At 35.8% G+C, this 19,698-nt stretch carries 23 protein-coding genes; 13 read left to right on the top strand and 10 right to left on the bottom strand.

Translation table 11 applies throughout. The features are described from left to right. Positions 1-14 precede the first annotated feature (14 nt). From FS486_RS14335 to yhaM, 3 genes are read left to right on the top strand one after another with little or no spacing between them, the layout of a single operon-like run. Entirely contained in the window at positions 15-1,220 is a 1,206-nt protein-coding gene (locus tag FS486_RS14335; protein WP_144512238.1) for a metallophosphoesterase family protein, read from the top strand. 3 nt (positions 1,221-1,223) lie between these two features. Next, complete coding sequence (locus FS486_RS14330) at positions 1,224-3,941, top strand: ATP-binding protein (RefSeq protein WP_186321461.1); 2,718 nt, start codon at positions 1,224-1,226, stop codon at positions 3,939-3,941. Further along, positions 3,938-4,876, top strand: coding sequence for a 3'-5' exoribonuclease YhaM (gene yhaM, locus FS486_RS14325; protein WP_144512236.1), 939 nt, complete (start codon positions 3,938-3,940; stop codon positions 4,874-4,876). The genes FS486_RS14330 and yhaM overlap by 4 nt, the downstream gene beginning before the upstream one ends. Positions 4,877-4,927: 51 nt before the next feature. On the opposite strand, the gene FS486_RS14320 is transcribed toward yhaM, so the two are convergent. Then, complete coding sequence (locus tag FS486_RS14320) at positions 4,928-5,872, bottom strand: peptidylprolyl isomerase (protein WP_144512235.1); 945 nt, start codon at positions 5,870-5,872, stop codon at positions 4,928-4,930. Between the two features lie 138 nt (positions 5,873-6,010). Between FS486_RS14320 and FS486_RS14315 the strand changes: the two genes are divergently transcribed. Further along, positions 6,011-6,118: a YjcZ family sporulation protein gene (locus FS486_RS14315; protein WP_144512234.1), complete on the top strand. Its 108-nt coding sequence runs from the start codon at positions 6,011-6,013 to the stop codon at positions 6,116-6,118. A 102-nt stretch (positions 6,119-6,220) separates the two neighbouring features. Here the strand turns inward: FS486_RS14315 and FS486_RS14310 are convergent, their stop codons facing one another. The 6 genes from FS486_RS14310 to FS486_RS14285 form a co-directional block, all read right to left on the bottom strand. Then, a complete protein-coding gene (locus FS486_RS14310) occupies positions 6,221-6,406 on the bottom strand; it encodes a hypothetical protein (protein ID WP_090570160.1) in 186 nt (61 codons plus the stop codon). A gap of 68 nt (positions 6,407-6,474) precedes the next feature. Further along, complete coding sequence (locus tag FS486_RS14305; protein WP_144512233.1) at positions 6,475-7,020, bottom strand: DUF3267 domain-containing protein; 546 nt, start codon at positions 7,018-7,020, stop codon at positions 6,475-6,477. 116 nt (positions 7,021-7,136) lie between these two features. Beyond that, on the bottom strand, positions 7,137-7,676 hold the full coding sequence (locus FS486_RS14300) for an HTH-type transcriptional regulator Hpr (protein ID WP_186321465.1): 540 nt from the start codon (positions 7,674-7,676) through the stop codon (positions 7,137-7,139). A 144-nt stretch (positions 7,677-7,820) separates the two neighbouring features. Next, complete coding sequence (locus tag FS486_RS14295; protein ID WP_144512231.1) at positions 7,821-8,195, bottom strand: YtxH domain-containing protein; 375 nt, start codon at positions 8,193-8,195, stop codon at positions 7,821-7,823. 106 nt (positions 8,196-8,301) lie between these two features. After that, on the bottom strand, positions 8,302-8,826 hold the full coding sequence (locus FS486_RS14290; protein ID WP_144512230.1) for a tryptophan transporter: 525 nt from the start codon (positions 8,824-8,826) through the stop codon (positions 8,302-8,304). A gap of 119 nt (positions 8,827-8,945) precedes the next feature. Beyond that, positions 8,946-9,371: an HIT family protein gene (locus tag FS486_RS14285; RefSeq protein ID WP_144512229.1), complete on the bottom strand. Its 426-nt coding sequence runs from the start codon at positions 9,369-9,371 to the stop codon at positions 8,946-8,948. A 124-nt stretch (positions 9,372-9,495) separates the two neighbouring features. Between FS486_RS14285 and FS486_RS14280 the strand changes: the two genes are divergently transcribed. Both FS486_RS14280 and FS486_RS14275 read left to right on the top strand, forming a co-directional pair. Further along, positions 9,496-10,245, top strand: a complete 750-nt coding sequence (locus tag FS486_RS14280) for an ABC transporter ATP-binding protein (protein WP_144512228.1) — start codon at positions 9,496-9,498, stop codon at positions 10,243-10,245. Further along, complete coding sequence (locus FS486_RS14275; RefSeq protein WP_144512227.1) at positions 10,229-11,425, top strand: ABC transporter permease; 1,197 nt, start codon at positions 10,229-10,231, stop codon at positions 11,423-11,425. Before FS486_RS14280 ends, FS486_RS14275 begins: the two co-directional genes overlap by 17 nt. A gap of 679 nt (positions 11,426-12,104) precedes the next feature. Here the strand turns inward: FS486_RS14275 and FS486_RS14270 are convergent. Continuing rightward, complete coding sequence (locus FS486_RS14270; RefSeq protein ID WP_144512226.1) at positions 12,105-13,274, bottom strand: M20 metallopeptidase family protein; 1,170 nt, start codon at positions 13,272-13,274, stop codon at positions 12,105-12,107. 362 nt (positions 13,275-13,636) lie between these two features. On the opposite strand from FS486_RS14270, the gene FS486_RS14265 reads away from it, so the two are divergent. The 6 genes from FS486_RS14265 to FS486_RS14240 all read left to right on the top strand — a co-directional run bounded on the left by FS486_RS14265 (position 13,637) and on the right by FS486_RS14240 (position 16,935). Beyond that, positions 13,637-14,290 (top strand): hypothetical protein, encoded by a 654-nt coding sequence (locus FS486_RS14265; protein ID WP_144512225.1) that lies wholly within the window; start codon positions 13,637-13,639, stop codon positions 14,288-14,290. Between the two features lie 34 nt (positions 14,291-14,324). Further along, complete coding sequence (locus tag FS486_RS14260; RefSeq protein ID WP_144512224.1) at positions 14,325-14,906, top strand: hypothetical protein; 582 nt, start codon at positions 14,325-14,327, stop codon at positions 14,904-14,906. Between the two features lie 155 nt (positions 14,907-15,061). Next, a complete protein-coding gene (locus tag FS486_RS14255; RefSeq protein WP_144512223.1) occupies positions 15,062-15,520 on the top strand; it encodes a MarR family winged helix-turn-helix transcriptional regulator in 459 nt (152 codons plus the stop codon). A gap of 14 nt (positions 15,521-15,534) precedes the next feature. Beyond that, positions 15,535-16,053, top strand: coding sequence for a spermidine/spermine N(1)-acetyltransferase (gene paiA, locus FS486_RS14250; protein ID WP_144512222.1), 519 nt, complete (start codon positions 15,535-15,537; stop codon positions 16,051-16,053). A 23-nt stretch (positions 16,054-16,076) separates the two neighbouring features. After that, complete coding sequence (locus FS486_RS14245) at positions 16,077-16,694, top strand: FMN-binding negative transcriptional regulator (RefSeq protein ID WP_144512221.1); 618 nt, start codon at positions 16,077-16,079, stop codon at positions 16,692-16,694. A 31-nt stretch (positions 16,695-16,725) separates the two neighbouring features. Beyond that, on the top strand, positions 16,726-16,935 hold the full coding sequence (locus FS486_RS14240; protein WP_144512220.1) for a hypothetical protein: 210 nt from the start codon (positions 16,726-16,728) through the stop codon (positions 16,933-16,935). A gap of 255 nt (positions 16,936-17,190) precedes the next feature. On the opposite strand, the gene FS486_RS14235 is transcribed toward FS486_RS14240, so the two are convergent. Together FS486_RS14235 and FS486_RS14230 are read right to left on the bottom strand one after the other, a co-directional pair. Continuing rightward, positions 17,191-17,463, bottom strand: a complete 273-nt coding sequence (locus tag FS486_RS14235; protein WP_313957003.1) for a zinc-binding metallopeptidase family protein — start codon at positions 17,461-17,463, stop codon at positions 17,191-17,193. 65 nt (positions 17,464-17,528) lie between these two features. Further along, on the bottom strand, positions 17,529-18,716 hold the full coding sequence (locus FS486_RS14230; RefSeq protein ID WP_395940859.1) for a chromate transporter: 1,188 nt from the start codon (positions 18,714-18,716) through the stop codon (positions 17,529-17,531). A gap of 206 nt (positions 18,717-18,922) precedes the next feature. Here FS486_RS14230 and FS486_RS14225 point away from each other — a divergent pair, with 206 nt between their 5' ends. Then, positions 18,923-19,591 (top strand): vWA domain-containing protein, encoded by a 669-nt coding sequence (locus FS486_RS14225; protein ID WP_144512219.1) that lies wholly within the window; start codon positions 18,923-18,925, stop codon positions 19,589-19,591. The last annotated feature ends 107 nt before the right edge of the window (positions 19,592-19,698 follow it).

Below are 19,698 nucleotides of genomic sequence, written 5' to 3'. Positions count from 1 at the left end.
GTGAGGTGTGAGTTATGTCTGAGATTCGTTTTCTCCATATAGCTGATTTGCATTTGGACAGCCCTTTCAAAGGGATTTCTGCTATTCCGCAAAGTAGGTGGAAAGAGATACGGGAAAGCACATTTACTGCTTTTACAAATATAATTGCATATGCAATAGAAAATAGACCAGATTTCATCTTAATTGTCGGAGATATTTATGATGGAGAAAATAGGAGCTTGCGAGCACAGTATATATTTCAACAAGGAATGGAAAAGCTCCGGGAAGAAGGAATTCCAGTTTTTATTTGCTATGGGAATCATGATCATTTAAGCGGAAAATGGGTGAGGTTTCAGCTACCAGAAAATGTTCAAGTTTTGGGAGAAGAAGTGGAAACGAAAATCTTAGATGTAAAAGGATACAAAGTTCATATAACTGGTTTTAGCTATAAAGAACGTCATGTAAGAGAAGCCATGCACGCTAATTATCCTGTTTCAAATAGTCAAGATATTCATATCGGAATGCTACACGGAAGTGTCGAAGGTAACGAAGAGCACGATGTATATGCACCGTTCCGTAAAGCTGATTTAATCGCAAAGGATTATGATTACTGGGCACTTGGTCATATTCATAAACGACAGATTTTACATAATGACCCACCAATCGTTTATCCAGGCAACACACAAAGTCGCCATCTGAACGAGAGAGGTTTAAAAGGGTTTTATGAGGTTTCTTTAACAAAAGGGAATGCAACACTTCAATTTGTTCCAGCATCGGCTTTTATTTATGAAAGGTTGGAAATCTCTTGTAAAGGAATTATACATGCAAATGAATTAATGCTACTAATCGAACAATCATTAATTGATTATGGTGAATTAAAGGGTAACGCAATAGTTGAGCTGACTTTGACTGATGTAGAAGAGGAGGCAAGTGAACTTCTAGAAGGATCATCTAAAGAAGAGTGGCTATCCCTTATTCAAGAAAGTTTGGACATGCATGACTCTTTTATTATCGTAAAAGAATTGTATATCAATCTTCCCAAAACAGAGTTGAAAGAATCAAAGATGATAATGGAAATGACGGAAACATGGGATACTTCAGACTGGAAATATGCATTAAAAGAGCTATATCAACATCCAAAAGGAAGTAGGTATTTACCTCCGATAGATGAAACGTTTATAAATGACATGCTGGAAGAAGTCGAACAGGTTCTTTCAAGAGCGGTGGAGAGGGGCAAATAAATAGTGAAAATAGAAAAACTCCATATATACGGCTTTGGAAAACATGAAAATGTAGAAATTGACTTACTAAATGGCATAAATGTCTTCTACGGAGAAAATGAAGCAGGGAAATCTACTATCCAGCAATTCATTTTGCATATTCTTTTTGGGTTTCCACAAAAAAACGCCCAGTTATTACGTTATGAGCCTAAAAGTGGAGCGATATATGGTGGGGAAATTCATATTGTAGATGATCAGGGAAGTAGAATAATAATAGAACGTGTAAAAGGAAAAGCAAGTGGCGATGTGACGCTTTACTTAGAGGATGGTACACGTAAAGGAGAAAAAGAGCTAACGAGATTACTGCATTCATACGGTCGTGCAGATTTCGAAGCAATTTTTTCATTTTCATTGCTACAATTACAAGGCTTTGAAAAAATGACCGAAGATGAACTAACAAGAACACTGCTATCTTCCGGTACAACTGGGATGGATATGCTAACGAATGTAGAAACGCAATTTGTCAAAGAAATGGGTGAGCTTTTTAAACCAACTGGCAAAAAGCCATTAATCAATCAAAAAATCGAGGAATTGCGAGAGTTGGAATTAGCGTGGAAACAGCAAATAGAGGAAGTACAAAAATATGAACCTTCCATAAAACGAATACAGGAAATTGAGCAGAGCATAGAAGAAATAATAGAAAAAGAGGCTGCTATTTCTGATCAATTACAAAATTATCTATACTGGATGCAACTAAAACCGCTAAAGGAAAAGAAGATAGAGTTAGAACAAGCATTTGAAAAAGTTGCCCACCAAACTTTTCCGACAGATGGCGTAAGGCGTTATGAAGTAGTCAAAGATAAAGAAACCAATGTGAAAGTTACGATAGAACAGATAAAAGAAGAACTTGCTGCTATTACAAATAACCATACTGTCATGTCACAGCAAGAATTAGAGCGGTTACAATCCTTTTTGAGCAATGAAACGGAATGGCATCAATTAAGAGCCAAGCAAGGACAAATTGAAGAAGAACAGAGCAAAACACTGCAAAATCAAATGCAACAATTATCATTAGTAGGTGTGGATTGGGAAAAAAGCTTAATGCATATTATGGGGGCAGACGTATCTCTTCAGCAAGAGGATGTACTTGTTTCTCTCTTACAAAAACAAGAGCAACTAGAAAGACAGTTACAACAGGAAGATCGTTTATTGCAAATGAAGCAAGAAGACTTGGGAAAACATCAATCACGTATGAATGAATCGAAAAGATCGAACAGAACATCTTCTCCAAGCAAAAATGCCAATGGAATAGCGCTTTTATTTATTGGAATTATTAGTGTTATCGGGTTAACACTCAGTTTCCTACAGGCAAATTGGATAATCGCCCTTGTAACTGTCATTTTTGGTGCCGTTGTATATGTGGGGTTCACATTTATGATGGAAGCGATGCAACAACCCAATGATATACAACAATACGAAAGTTTATTGGCGAAGGAACTCCAAACGTTAAAAGAGCAGGTTAAACAACTGGAACATTCGATTAGTGAGCTAGTACAAAAGAAAGAACAAAACAAGCAGTCCGTTTATGCATTTTTAAATAGATATCATATAAGTGAAAAACTTTCACCAACTCTACTGCCAGAGTTATTCAATAGACTTCGAATTATTCAAGAACAGCAAATCCAACTAGATCAAATGGAAACGAAACTTTACGAAGTAAGAACTAGACTGAAAAAAATAGTAACACAGGCAGAAGAATTGGTGAGTATCACTCTAATAGAGGATATGCTCTTTCACCAACTCCGTGAGTATTATTTGGCGGAAAAGAAAAAAGCGGAGGAACAACAGTTTATCACTCAAAAAATAATGCAGCTCGAATCTAAACTACAAGAGAACATCTTACTTCTTACAGTATATAAGGAAAATAGGACATCACTATTCGAAGAGGCACTAGTAGAAACGGAAAAGGATTACTATATTGCTCTGGATATGTATGAAGAAAAGCTAGAGCTTGAAAAGAAAATTCACTCTATCAATATGCAACTTGGGGAAAAGGAAGTCACCCTTTACGAATATGAAGAAACCTTTGAACAGGAATGTAAGGAATGCTTACGGACTTATCAACAGGAACGCAACCAATTGCTTGAAGAAAAAGCATCCTTATTATATAAAACTAAAAAGTTACTAGAGGATGAGGAACAAAGTGAAAAACTACAACAGCTGGAACAAAAAAAAGCGGAACTACATACACTAGTGAAAAAATGGGCCGCGTATAAAGCAGTTGTAGAGGCGATCAAACAAACAATGGTTCAATTAAAGGAAGAACGCCTCCCAGAAGTTTTAGAGCATGCACAGAGCTATTTTCACACGCTTACGGGTAAAGCATATAACGAGCTGATTTTTACGCCAGAAGGAAGCTTTGAAACAGTCAAATCAAATGGACAACGCTTTAACATTGCCGAGCTTAGTCAAGCAACAAAAGAACAAGCCTATATTTCCCTTCGATTTGCACTTGCTGTGTCCTTGAAAGATAAAATATCTTTTCCGATTATAATGGATGACCCATTTGTACATTTCGATCGTTTCAGACTACAACACATGGTACAATTAATGACAGAGCTACAAAAGGAACATCAACTATTATACTTTACATGCCACGAACATATTCGATATGTCTGGCAAGAAGCACATATCGTCAAAGTAGCGGACATTTTAGCCGGAAGTGGAGGGATTGTGAAATGAAAGGAATTACACAATTACGAGTAGGAGATCCAGTAGATCATTTCTTACTAATAAAACAATCAACAAAGGGTATAACAACCGTGGGGAAACCATTTATGTCACTCGTTTTACAAGATAAAAGCGGTGATATTGAAGCAAAACTTTGGGATACAAATGAAGAGCACGAAAAAATATATGCTGCTAGCCAAATTGTTCGTGTTGGCGGAGAAATTCAAGATTATCGTGGGAAATTTCAACTTCGAGTGAAAAGTATTCGTCCAGCAAAAACAGAAGAGTCTATCACGATCAATGATCTTGTGCCTTCATCCGAGAAGCCGAAAGAGGAATTGATGGAAGAGCTTATGCAGTTTTTCTTTGAAATGAAAAATCCGTTGATTCAACGTATTACACGCCATTTATTGAAAAAGCATCAGTCTGCATTTATGACGTATCCCGCAGCAACGAAAAATCACCATGATTATGCTTCGGGTTTGATCGATCATGTTGTTTCCATGTTAAAACTTGCAAAATCATTATGTGACTTATATCCAACACTAAATAAGGATCTTTTATACGCGGGTATCATTTTACATGATATCGGAAAGGTTATAGAGCTTTCTGGACCCGTTGCAACAACTTACACGATTGAAGGAAACTTATTAGGACATATTACCATCATGGTGAACGAGATTTCAAAAACTGCTGAAGAGCTTCAAATTGAAGGAGAAGAAGTGATGCTACTTCAACATATGGTACTTTCCCATCATGGAAAAGAAGAATGGGGAAGTCCAAAACGTCCGATGGTTCGAGAAGCGGAAATCTTGCATTATATCGATAATATCGATGCTAAAATGAACATGCTCAATCGTGCATTGGACAAAACAAATCCTGGAGAATTCACAGAACGTTTATTTCCACTGGAAAATCGTTCATTTTACAAGCCAACATTTGAATAACAAAAAAAGCGTAGAGGCATTGTTCCTCTACGCTTTTCCTATATGTGAAGATTATTTGCTTTCTTCTTTAGAAGTATCAGCATCTTCTTCTGTAGTTGCATCTTTATCTGTAGACTCTGGTGCTTCTCCTGCAGCTAAAAATTCATCCAACGCTGTTTTTAAATCTTCATCTTTGATTTTAATATCAGCGTCTTTCATCATTTTAGATACTTTTGATAGTAATTTAGAAGTATCAGCTTTTTCTAACTTTAATTTTTTCTCTAGCTCAGCTTTTTTGTCTTCATATGATTCTTTGATTTCACGCTTGTCCGTCACTTCAATAATGTGATAGCCAAAGCTAGATTTTATAGGATCACTTATTACATTCTTCTCTAATTTAAATGCACCCTCTAAAAACTGAGGATCATAATTATCAGCTTTGCTAAACCAACCTAAATCTCCACCAGTTGTTTGAGCAGCTTCTTCTGTAGAATACTCTTTTGCTACTTCAGCAAAATCTTTTCCAGATTCAATTTCTGCTTTCGCCTTTTTAGCAGTTGCTTCATCAGCCACTACAATATGGCGAGCATTGATTTCGGTTTTAATATTTTCATATTCTGCTTTAATTTCGTCTTCTGTTACTTTCACATCTTCAATTAAAGCTTTTTCTTGCATTAAATTAAGTTCTAAATACTTTTTATAGGACTTTTCCGTATAACCTTGCTGTCCTATTATTGCTTCGAAGTTTTCTCCGAATTGTTCCTTATCTGCTTTTAATTGAGCGTTTACTTCATCTTTCGTCACACTGTACTTAGATGAAAGTACTTTTTCAATCATAAGAAGTTGAAATGCTTGATCACCTATAGATGCTTTCATTTCCTTGTATAAGTCATTTTGAGTGATGTCTCCAACTTTTGAAGTAGCGATTACTTCATTGCTAGCCGCAGAATCATTGCTACATGCGCCTAATGCAAGAACAGATGCTGCAAGGGTTAATGTTAATACTGTTTTTTTCATGGATTTCTCTCCTAACTTCTTCATGTTGCCAGTAGTTACTATAACATAAACGAAATAAAAACAAAAATGGTTCCCATTCATTTGCCTACCGATTTTTAAAAATACCGCATAGGATACATGGAATAGGAGGTGTTCTAAATGAGCGGACAATATAACGGCGGTGGTTATAACGGCGGTTCTGGCTTTGCATTGATTGTTGTTTTATTTATTCTTTTAATCATTGTAGGGGCAGCATTTCTTTACTAATGGAGTGACGGACTAAGATCGTGTAAACGATCTTGGTTCCTCTTTTCATCCTTACAAAAAGAAATGACCCAGCATCAGTAGATGTGGGTCCATTTTTTTCTCTTAAACTGCGTATACTAGCTCGACGTAGAAGGAAACAAGAAGAATCGTTATAAGTATGTTAATGGTACGAAAAATCTTCGGATGTTTTTCTTCTGGAATTTCTTTTGACATAACTAAAGCGTATGTCATTCGATTAATTTGTAGCAAATAAAATGCCGAGAATAGAACTAATGTAAATATGATCATGTCTAGACTCCCTTCATATACAGTAAGCATATCAAAGAAGAAGCGAATTTTACAAGTGTTACTTCTTGTCAGGAATGATTAGGAGCGATTAGGATTTCGTATCCAGCTTCCGTTTCTTCAATAAATGCGCTTTTTGGAGACTTACTCAAATGCTTCACATATATTAAATCTATTAAGCAAATACCACAATGGTAAGCAAACAATATGGTGAAATAGTGAGAAAAAATGGGAACGACTAATGCACCAACAATTAATATGCAATTAATAAAAATAAATGGTGCCAATAAGGAAAATATAAATCTTTTTTTATTAATTGGTTCTACTACCCTTACAGAAACAATTGGTAAAAAACCAAATTGTCTTTTGTTTATCAACCTTACTTTATCCCGAGATCGATAAAGTGGAATAAAATGAAATAATTTATGAAGTGGATAAATACTCAAAAATGCAAGGATAAATAACAAAAAATAATCATCTGATTTATGTGTTTGATCAATAATTCCTAACAAAACGTATGCGAAAGAAAAAACGATTATAACTAGCAAAGAGGATAATAGAAATAACCTTTCCAAGCCATATTGTTTTTTTACATTAATTGTTTTCCAACAATGCAAAGTGTATGCAACTCCCAAATAGAGATTTAGTTTCAGATACATACAATACGACTTTTGCTAGTAAAATGCAATACATAAATTTAAAAGATTTATAGAACGCTTACAATCGCAGTCAATTAGTCTTTTTGCGTAAAAGATTCTTCAATATTATTAATAGAACGTTCGAATATTTCCATAAAATCATCGCCATAAATATTACGAATAACCGCCATTACGTCCAAAAATTCTGGGAATTTACCGTATAATTGTTTCATTGAACGAGAACCTTCAATAATGGAATGGGGAGTATCGTGATAGTTTTCATACATTTCATCTAGTAAAGCTTTCCCATCAGGGGTAACATCGACATACGTATTCCGCTTATCTGAATCTCTTTTAGAAAAGACAAGTAGCCCACGTTCTTCTAGCTTTTTGGAAAAATTGAATGCAGTCGAAACATGCATAACTCCAAACTTTGCTACATCGGATACAGTAGCTCCCTGCAAATGATAGGAAATCCATAGAATATGATGCTCGTTAATATTCAAGTCATAAGGTTTGATCCATGCTTGCCAATCTTTTTCCACAGCCTTCCACAGTGCTTTTGAAAGTTGTGCAAGGCGCTGACTATAGAGCATTGCTTCTTTCATCGTATAAAACTGTTCTGACATATCGATACCTTCTTTCATTATTATAATCTTTCAAACATTATAGCAAGAAAGTATGAGACTGAATATACTATGTAAAAATATTATTCATTTTATAATAACTATTAAAAAAAAGAGAAGCTCTTAACCGTAATGATTAAAAGCATCTCTTTTTTAGTTAACTGTTTCTTCCTTTTTCTTAGGCAACGTTTTTTCCATTTCTTCGATTGCTGATTGTATTGCGGTAATTTCAGCTTGAAGTTTTGCTTGTAATGGAGCAGTTTCGCTTTTCCATTGCTCCACACTTTCCTTGATTTCTTCTATTGTACTTGGAATTACTTCCTTTGATTCTTTTGTCAGATTGCGAATGGAGTTTTTAAGCTCTTGCAACTGAATTTTTATATCGGATAACTTGTCCCGAAAGTCGGTAGAAGTAGATTTTAAGGAAGTACGAACTTCACTACCTGACTTTGGAGTGGATAGTAAAACTGCAGAAGCACCGGCTATTGCCCCCGTTGCGATTCCTAAAAACAATTGTGCTATTTTCATTAGAATTCACTCCTTTGCTTATATGTATTATTCCTGTCCTTGAGATAATTAAAACATAATAATGTGTACAAAAAAAGCTTTCCTTCGAAAAGGAAAGCAAATAGTTTTAAGCTGTAAGTGCTGTTACAAAATTTGATCGTTTAATGAGCTTTCCGACAATCGGATAAATAACGAAAAATGCTACTGCATTGATCGCAATTGCAGGAAGGACTACTAGCACAAATAGTTTCCCGAATACCGCTCCAGCTCCAAAAACAAAAATCGCAGTTGATAAAAATACCGTACCCGATACAAGTGTTCCTATACATGTAAGAGCTATAGCAACTGGTAATTTTTTCGCATATTTAGAAAGTAATAGTACTAACCCAAAGAATACAAAAGCTGTTACCGATTTATCAATAATATTGGGAACAAATCCTCCCGGAAACGTAGAAAACAAACCAGAAATTACTCCCGTTGAAATACCAAGCAGAAAAACACTTTTTACTTCAGGAAATAATAGAATCCCTATAAACATCATCGTTAACATGAAATCCGGCTTCATCCCACCATTAAATCCTGGAATGATAATATACAGGACGGCACCTACCCCTATTAATAGGGACATTAATACTAAGTTTTTTGTATTCAATTCTCATCTCTCCTCAGCTTTTCTAAGCTCTAATTTGTAAGATTCCTCAAACGTATCCTCTTGATCGTTAGCAAGAAACTTAGATTGATTGTAAGTCTTTTTGGTCGTAATTGCAACTACTAGTTATTTAATTTTTCAGCTAATTCTTTTGCGAATTCTTGAATAATTTCAGAGGTGATTGTTTTTTCCTTTGTATGCCATGTCGCACGGAAACCATCTGTTTGATCGTAACGAGGGATAAAGTGTAAATGGAAATGGAAAACACTTTGACCGGCAGGAGCCCCAGTATTGTTGAGAAGATTCATCCCAACAGGACCGAAAGTTTCTTTCAGGACAGAAGCGATTTTTGGGACAACTTTAAATAAATTACTCGCTTCTTCTTCAGATAAGTCATACACATTCTCTTTATGATTTTTTGGAATAATAAGTGCATGCCCTTTAGTTAGTGGCTGTATATCCATAAAGGCATACACATGCTCGTCCTCGTAAATCTTCGCACTTGGAATGGAACCATCAATTATTTTACAAAAAATGCACTCACTCATGGAAAAACCTCCTATTCATCATTACAAAAAGTTTATCATATACTGGGACAGGTTTGTTCATTGAAAGAAGATTTTTAGTATAGGATTTGGTAAACTATTTAGTAGAGAATTGAGGTGCGTAAAAATGACTGTATTAGAAGTTAATAACGTGACAGGTGGCTATACAAGAAAACCCGTACTACATGATTTAACTTTTTCAATTGGAAAAGGCGAGTTAGTAGGATTGATAGGGTTGAATGGGGCAGGAAAGAGTACGACGATAAAACATATTATTGGAACGATGAACGCTGCCAAGGGAGATATTATGCTTAATGGAAAATCGTTAAAAGATGATCCGGCAACGTATCGTACTTCTTTTTCATATATACCTGAAACGCCGGTATTATACGACGAGCTAACATTAAAAGAACATTTAGAGCTGACTGCAATGGCATATAACCTGGATCAGACTGTATTCGAAGCAAGAAAAGAATCCCTCTTAAAAGAGTTTCGTATGGAAAAACGATTGAATTGGTTTCCCGCTCATTTTTCTAAAGGGATGCGACAAAAAGTAATGATAATGTGTGCCTTTTTGGTAAGCCCCGATTTATATATTATTGATGAACCGTTTGTTGGGTTAGATCCGCTTGGGATACAATCGTTATTAGATCAAATGAAAGAAAGAAAAGAAGAAGGCGCCTCTGTACTGATGTCGACTCATATTTTATCGACCGCGGAAAAATATTGTGACCGCATTTTACTTTTGCACAACGGAAAAATTCGAGCACAAGGGACAATGGATGATTTGAGAGCCATTTTTAATATGCCATATGCGACATTAGATGATCTATATATAGAAATGACAAAGGAACAAAACAATGAAGAATTTGCGTGAGGTATGGAATAAGCGGTTTGTCTTCTATATAAACGAGTTGCAGAAGTATTTAAAATATATTATATCTGGCCATATTGCGATTGTACTCGTTTTTGCGATTGGAGCAGCAGGGTATGCATATAGCGAGTGGTTAAAATCAGCGCCATCGAATTTTCCAGCATTTTTACTTGTCGCCTTTCTATTAAGTATATTTTTGATGTTAAGTCCTCCAGTTACCTTAATGAAACAAGCGGATAGCGTTTATTTTCTACCTTTAGAAACAAAGCTAAAGGAGTATTTCAACCTTGCATTAAGATGGACCTATTTTTCGAGTGTTTTAGTTTCGATTATAGTGCTTGTTGTCTCTATCCCTCTTTTAACAAGAATAGGGCAACTATCCAAAAATGAAATTCTTATCTGCTTTTTAGCTGTGCTTGTGTTAAAAGTATGGAGCATGCTTGTGGAGTTTAACTATCGATGGGCTGCAAGTGGTAATCAGGTATGGATAGATCGTGTTGTAAGATTGCTTTTGTTGTTTTTTATGCTCTATTTTCTAATGAGCGGTTTTTATATCGGTGCGTTGGTTATCGCGCTTATTAGTTTGGTTTATCTAGTAGTATGGATGAAGAAAAAGAAAGAAGTCCCTTTTCCTTTCGATCATTTTATCGAAGTGGAGCAGTCACGTATGATGCGGTTTTATCGATTTGCGAATTATTTCACGGATGTTCCGCATATAAGAGGTAAGAAAAAAAGAAGGAAATGGTTGGATGCTTTTTATGCGCTTGCACCTTTTGCACAGAAAAATACACAATTATACTTAGTGCTACGTTCCTTTATTCGCACAGATGATTATTTTTATTTATGGGTACGATTGACATTTATATCTGTACTCGGTGCGATATTTATCCCATTTCCGATCGTGGCGATTATATTCACCAGTGCACTTGCATTTGCGACTGTTGTTCAGTTGCGGCATGCTTTGTTGTCAGGACATGAGTTCCGAATGGATCAGCTTTTTCCGATTAACCCGGATACGAGAAAACGAGCGGTTCATAAATTAATGCGCGTCATCCAATTTGTACAAGCAGTGTTTGTGCTGATAGTAGTTTTAGTTCAAGGGGAATATACACTTCTAACAATGCTAATTCCAGTTGCTGTATACATTGTTTCTGAACTGACACTTCGAATGGGCAAGAATTAAAGAAAGGCTGTCGATATACCGACAGCCTTTTTGTTATTTCCTGGGCGGATAAATTTTGTGCATTTTTACTTTCAGCGCATAATAGGGAGAGTGAGTCTTAATCGGTGTCCGCTTGGATTTCCGCTGAAGGTCGGACGCTTTCCGTGGGGTGAGCGATGAGCCTTCACCGCCCGCTTAGGCGTTCGTTGTGAAGTCTCATCTTACTCACTTAATCCCACTGGAGTCGCCGTCCTTCAGCTCCAATCCATCCAAATAGACACTTTTATCTGTATTTATTAGCCATTAAAAGTTAGGAAATGGCTTAGCGAGACCAATTAGCTCGTGAAAGCAACCAATTCAATAGGCAACGCAACCAGTTTGAGCTTGAAAGCAACCAAATTGGAAACGAGCGCAACCAATTCTCCAAGTAAAGGCTTGCGGACATTGAGAATCATGTCCTTCCCCTATAGTATCCGCTTAATCAACAGGAATAAGATGATCCATTCAATATTGCGCAACATATCAGTCGTTACTTGCAACATTATGAATGGACGGAATTTTATGCTTGGACGCTGACTCGTTATGCTCGGATAACTACTTTTTATGCTCGCATAACAGCACCCTTTGCTCGGAGCAGAGGCAACTAATTTAAGACACAATATCCCTATAATGAGCAAATCATCAAATATCAAGCGAACTTTTATTTCACTTGATATTCAATAGCGACAGTCCCTAATGTTTTTGCTGCGATCAGCATTGCACGTTCGTCAAAATCGAACTTAGGACTATGATGCGGGAAGACTTCTCCTTGTGGCATTGCCCCTGTAAAGAAGAATGTCCCTGGGACGTTTTCTAAATAATAGCCGAAATCTTCGCCGATCATATGAAGCTCTGATTCTTTCACTAGCTCTACATTCGGCACGTCTTTTGCAACTGCTGCTAGAAATTCCGTTTCCTCTTTATGATTAATTACCGGAGGGTATCCACGGGTATAGTTGAACGAATACGTACAATCAGCAGCAAGGCAAGTGCCTTCAATTATCCGTTCTAACTCACGCTCCATCAAATCTCTCACTTCTGCATTAAAAGTGCGCACTGTACCGGCAAGTTTAGCTGAATCCGCGATAATATTAAATGCATTTTCGGCTACAAAAGAACCAACTGATAGAACTGCAGATTCGGTAGGACTAACTCTTCTAGCAACTAACTGTTGTAAATTTACGACAAGCTGGGAAGCAACAACGATAGCATCTATTGCTTGATGGGGATTTGCACCATGTCCACCCTTACCTTGTATCGTAATTTCAAAACGATCAGCTGCAGCCATGATTGGACCAGACTTATATTCCACCGTACCAACGGGAAATAGGGACCATAAATGTGTACCGAAAATAGCGTCCACACCTTCTAAACAACCTGCTTCAATCATAGGCTTTGCCCCACCAGGAGCGTATTCTTCCGCGTGTTGATGGATAAATACATACTCACCAGCTAACTGCTCTTTTAATTCATTTATCGTGCGTGCTAGGATCAGAAGGGTGGCAGTATGTCCATCATGCCCACAAGCATGCATAACCCCATTCACAGTAGATTTGTAAGGAACATCTTTCTCATCTTGTATAGGAAGTGCATCAAAATCGGCACGCAATGCAACAGTTTTTCCAGGCAATGCACCTTTTACCCTGGCAACCACACCATTCCCACCAACATTCGCTTGAAAAGGTATTCCTAAATTTGTATAAAAGTCTTGAATATATTGAGCTGTTTTAGTTTCTTTAAATGATATTTCAGGATGCATATGTAAATAACGACGGATTGCGATCATATCTTCGAAGACACCATCTAATTTTTCATGTAATTCTTTTACCATAAAAATTTCCCTCCAATCATCTTTTTTTCATTATAACAAAAAGAAGACCATAAATAATTCTAGGTTCGTTGCCAATCGAAAAACTAATGTAAAATTAAAAGAAAATTCGAACTTTTTTAGTGCTAATCACGTCCTCAAATAGGGGTAATATTTGTTTTGAATAACTTTAGGGAGTCGATAAATAAAATGGGGAAGCTAATAAGTGTTAAAGAAGTTTGAAGGAAAAATAATAGAGCGATTGTTGTGAATGGTGTAGAAATTGCTAATGATGAATCCTATGATTTTAGAAATGAATAATGGCTTACTTTCAATAAGGAGTCAATTGGAAAAATAGATAAAAGGAAATATTTAGGGGGATTTAAGTGCAGATAAAAGGAACTTTAATATTAACGGCATTAAGTATTATTGTTTTCTTATCTGGTTGCATAGATAAAAGCACAGTGGAAAACAGTGCCAAAATGGATGAAAAAGATACTTTGAAACAACTTATAGAAGATAAAGATACTCATATCAAAGAATTAGAACAGAAGAATAAGGAACTCCAAGATACAGTGCAGAATATAAAAACGGATTTAACTTATACGAAAGAGGAAGCGAATTTTTATAATCAAATGATTGAAGAACTTATAGCTGACTATAGTAACGCACAATTAAAAGATTTAGCCAAAAAGTTATGGGATTATGAGTTAGAAGTGAATGGATCACCTGTTCCAAGCGACGGTATAGTAGAAGTACAGAAAAATACAATTGAAATTTCTGTGATTGAAAGACAACCTGCTTATGCTGTTTTACCAGCTGATATTTTTATGCAAGGTAGAATCAGTGGGAATTACTATGAGCATATAAAATTTACCTCTAATCCTTCTGAAACATATAATACTGATGGAACAATTGTTACGGGGATACATCACAAATTTGATGTGGAAAAAGGGGATACTATTTCATTTTCTGTTACAGAAGAGTTACAGAAAAGTTTAGGTTTAGATACCTCGGAGATTACGATTAAAAACAGATAAATATTTCATCATATTAGGAAGTGGGGGAATGTAAGTGAAGAAATTATTGCTATTCATCGGCGGATGTGTACTTTTAGCTGCTTGTTCGGAAGATGAATCGTTTAATGGGTATGAAGTACAGCTTGAAGAAAAGAATCTAAAACTTGTTGATCAACTAAAAGAAAAAGAGCAAAAGGTTGATGAGTTAAATCAACATATAGAGCAATTGAATGTACAGATTGAGGATTTTAATATGGAAAAAGAACATTTCGTATTTGTAAGTAACATTTCTAGGGAGTTTGTTGAAGCTCATACAATAGGAGATAAGGATAAACTCCACCAACTAATCTCAGAAGACATCGTTCTTATAGAAAAAGAAGGCAAATTAAACGCAAGTATGAACAACTCTGACGGGTATGAATGGAATTTGTTTAATAAGGAAGCCAAGCGCAAGTTCGTTGATTGGGTAATCCAAGGTTATGAGTATGACGGTGAAACGGAGACATTTAATATAGCTATAAGGGAATTTTATCTAGATTCAAACGGGGAGCCTGAAAGTCCTCCAACATTCCTGTATTTAACCTTTAAAATGTATAACAATGAGTGGAAGATTAATAGTTTGGCATTTGACGTGTAGAAATAGACAATATCCAGCTGATTTTGTGAAAAATCACTGGATTGTGGTTCTTTTAACACATTTTATTTTTGTTGCAAATACAACAAATTTATGTTAAATTTAATATGTACTTTTTGTTGCATTTACAATAAAAAATCAAAACTAAGGAGTAAATAATGAAAGAAATTCTTCGTGAAATTGGCATGATAGCAAGGGCATTAGATTCTATAAGTAATATAGAGTTTAAAGAATTTGACCTTACAAAAGGGCAGTATTTGTATCTTGTGCGAATTTGTGAATGCCCAGGAATAATTCAAGAAAAGTTAGCTGAGATGATAAAAGTAGATCGAACAACAGCTTCTCGTTCTATAAAAAAGCTTGAAATGAATGGGTTTATTGAAAAAAAGGAAGATACGCATAATAAAAAAATTAAAAAACTATTTCCAACAGAGAAAGGGAAAAACGTTTATCCTTTTATAAAAAGAGAAAATGATTATTCCAATATCGTCGCATTAGAGGGATTTACCGAAAGAGAAGTAGAAACCATTTTCAATCTACTCCAAAAAGTAAGAGGTAATATAGAAAAAGACTGGGAATTCGTAAAAAAGGGAAACAAAAGAAATTATCGATTATAAAAGGAGATATATAAATGACCACTACTATAAAAAAGTGTACTCATGAGGATTTATACGAACTTCAAGAAATTAGTTATGAAACATTTAATGAGACATTTAAGGATCAGAATTCGGCCGAAAATATGCTTGCCTACTTGGATAAAGCATTTAATGTGAAACAAGTGGAAAAAGAATTAGCCAATAGTTCGTCGCAATTCTTTTTTGTTTATGTTAATAAGGAAGTTGCTGGATATTTGAAAGTAAATACCAAAGACTCCCAGTCTGAAGACATGGGAGAGGAATCACTTGAAATTGAGAGGATTTATATAAAGAATAAATTTCAAAAACATGGACTAGGAAAAGATTTGCTAAATAAAGCGATTGAAATTGCAACAGAGTGCAATAAAAAGAAGATTTGGTTAGGCGTATGGGAAAAAAATGAAAATGCTATTGCTTTTTATAAAAAAATGGGATTTGTTCAAACGGGAGCCCACTCTTTTTATATGGGTGATGAAGAACAAATAGATTTTATTATGACAAAAACATTCATATAATTTTATTAAAAAGGCGGGTTACTATGTATATTCCAAAATATTTTAAAATCACAGATGCAAATGAAATTAGTGAATTTGTTAAACAGAACTCATTTGGAACGATTGTGACGACGAAAAAAGGTAAACCAATCGCTACTCACTTACCTTTAGAATTAAGAAAAAAAGACGAGGATTACTATATAACTGGGCATATGGCTTATGGAAACCCACAGTGGAGAACATTCGAAACAAATGAGCATGTACTCGCTATGTTTCAAGGTCCACATGCGTACATTTCATCTTCTTGGTACGGTCATGAAAATGTTCCAACATGGAATTATCAAGCTGTACATATGTATGGTATTGCTAGCATTTTGACTGAAGAAGAGCTGAAACAAGAGCTTACAATGACGTTGCAAAAGTATGAACAGCATCGTGAAAATCCAGTATTATGGGAAACTCTTTCTTCCCATCTATTAGAAAGTGAACTTAAAGGTATAGTTGGATTTAAGATTAAGGTGAGTGAAATTCAAGCTGCATATAAATTAAGTCAGAACCGAAATGAAACGGATTATATGAATATAGTTGATAATCTACAAAATGAGGGAAATCCAAATTCGAAGCAAATGGCAGAACTGATGGAAAAAAGATTAATAAAATGAAATTAGCGAATTAAATTGAATGGAATTTTGCATGTTGGACCGGTTGGAGCAGCTATTTCCGATTGACCGGGATACGAGAAAACGAGCGGTTCATAAATTAATGCGTCTCATCCAATTTGTACAAGCAGTGTTTGTGCTTATAGTAGTTTTAGTTCAAGGGGAATATACACTGCTCACAATGCTAATTCCAGTTGCTGTATACATTGTGTCTGAACTGACACTTCGAATGGGTAAGAATTAAAGAAAGGCAGTCGATATGCCGACAGCCTTTTTGTTATTTCCTTGGCCTCCTCACACAGCTAGCGAGTCTTCGGCTAATGCTTTTCCCTTAATCGTATCCAAAAAATGGCTTAGCGCAACAGAATTGTTATGGAGAGCAACCAGTTCGACGACGAGAGCAACTAGATTATCCCGGAAAGCAACCAATTCATCCTCGAGAGCAACCAAATTTATAAAATTGAATTACTTTACAGTCAGCTTTGAGTAATTGGCTATTTTAGTTAGCAATTTGGATGGTTTTCTCATCTTGTATAGGAAGTGCATCAAAATTGGCACGCAATGCAACAGTTTTTCCAGGCAATGCACCTTTTACACTGGCAACCACACCATTCCCAACAACATTCGCTTGAAAAGGTATTACTAAATTTATATAAAAGTTTTGAATATATTGAGCCGTTTTTGTTTCTTTAAATGATATTTCAGGATGCATATGTAAATAACGACGGATTGCGATCATATCTTCAAATATGTTATCTAACTTTTCAGTCAACTTTTTTAGTCATTAACTTTAGCATCTATTCATCTTTTTCTTATTATAACAAAAAAGAGAACTTATTAGATTATAGTTATTAATGATCCACCAATTGCACCAGTTAATACAACAATCCAAGGGGGAAGTTTCCAATATACCAACATACTAAAAAGTATTGCAGCAAATGCAAAGTCGATGGGGGCAAGAATAGAACTAGTCCAAATCGGATTGTAAAAGGAGGAAATCAATATTCCAATTACTGCTGCATTCACTCCCATTAACGCTCCTTGAATCTTTGGATTTTGACGTAAGCTATTCCAAAAGGGTAATGTCCCCAAAATAAGCAGAAACGCAGGCAAGAAAATCGCTACACTTGCCAATAACCCTCCTTGCCATCCATTCATCACTGCTCCCAGATAAGCGGCAAACGTAAATAACGGGCCAGGTACAGCTTGTGTAGCACCGTAACCTGCCAAGAAAGCTTCTTCGCTTAACCAGCCAGTTGGTACAAATTCACGTTCCAGTAAAGGTAAAACGACATGACCACCGCCAAAAACTAACGAACCTGAACGATAAAAGCTGTCAAACATGGCAATCCAGCCTATAGAGGTCATATCTCTTAAGATGGGTAGAATAATAAGTAATCCAAAAAATAGGGATAAACATAGTACCGCAAAACTCCGGGAAATTGGAAAATATATGTTTGTTTTCTCTTTTTCTGTATGTTGATTATAAAGAATGAAGCCAAGAATTGCAGAAACTATAATGATACTAACCTGTGTGAATGCTGTTTGCCACACAAGCGTGCCTATTAAAGCAAACAAAGCTATTGCCTTTCTTTTTAAATCAGGGGTCAGTTTTTGTGCCATGCCCATAATGGCATGTGCAACAACTGCCACAGCCACTATTTTCAGTCCATGTATCCATCCGGCATTAGTTGCATCTATTCCTTGGAGCATTAGTGCAAAAAGGATAAGCACAATAACAGAAGGAAGTGTAAAACCGATAAACGAGACAATTCCTCCAAGTACCCCTGCTCGCATAACCCCAATTCCTATTCCAACTTGACTGCTTGCCGGTCCAGGGAGAAATTGGCAGAGTGCGACTAAATCCGCATAGCTTTTTTCGTCCATCCATTTTCGCCTACGAATATACTCATTGTGAAAGTAGCCTAAATGAGCAACTGGACCACCAAATGAGGTAAAGCCAAGCTTTGTAGAAACGAGGAGGATTTCAACCAATGCCCTAATGTCAGTTTTATTTGTTTTCAAGATAATCTCCTTTCCTTCTAATACCATATAAAAACAAGAGCCTTCGCTAAACTAATATGTTACCACGATAACGGACTTAGATAGCTATATTTACATAAATTTAATATGTTATATTGATCCCCGAGTAATGTTCAGTAGTGTCACAATATGATAAACTAAAAATAATATAAGAGTTATAATATTCAGAAATTAATAAAGGGGAGATTATATTGTCCATATCACTAAGAAAAGAGAAAGTAGGCATTATTTTAGAGAAGAAGAGGTTAACGAATGAGAAGTCGAGAGTTGGCTTGGTTTTAGATATTTCAGGTTCAATGAGAAGCTTATACAAAAGTGGGGAAGTGCAAAAAGTCGTAGAACGGGTTTTGGCAGTAGCAAGTCAGTTTGATGATGATGGGGCGTTAGACGTTTGGGTGTATGACAATGAATTTTCACGTCTTCCAGAAGCAACAGAAAAAAACTTTGAGGGCTATGTTGAACAATATATCTTAAACAATGAATCAGTTCATAAATTTGGCAGGAACGATGAGCCGAGAGTAATGGAGGACGTCATTCAGAAATATATCCGAGAAGATTCAAGTAACGATCCAGTATTTCTTGTATTTATCAATGATGGAGGGTGTAAGCCAGGCATCAAGAAACCGATAGTGCATTCATCGGATAAACCGATTTTTTGGCAGTTCGTAGGAGTTGGGAATTCGAATTTTGATGTATTAAAAAGGTTAGATGTAATGGAAGGACGTTTTATTGACAATGCCAATTTCTTTCACATCCCTGAAATAGATAAGGTGTCCGACGAAGACTTATATAACCAATTGCTCAATGAATTTCCGATGTGGCTAAAGGAAGCAAGAGAAAAGAGGGTATTAAAATAAGTTGGGTGGTCTATTGAAGCAGAAGTAAGTGGATCAACAAACGATTGATATCATCAGAAAGAAATTAAAGGTTTTTCGAAGTGATTAGTATTTGGAAGGTTTATGAA

The sequence above is a fragment of the Bacillus sp. FJAT-22090 genome (assembly GCF_007676755.1).
GTDB lineage: Bacteria > Bacillota > Bacilli > Bacillales_A > Planococcaceae > Psychrobacillus.
Note: the sequence above shows the minus strand (reverse complement) of the source record. Positions and strands in the feature narration are given on the sequence as shown.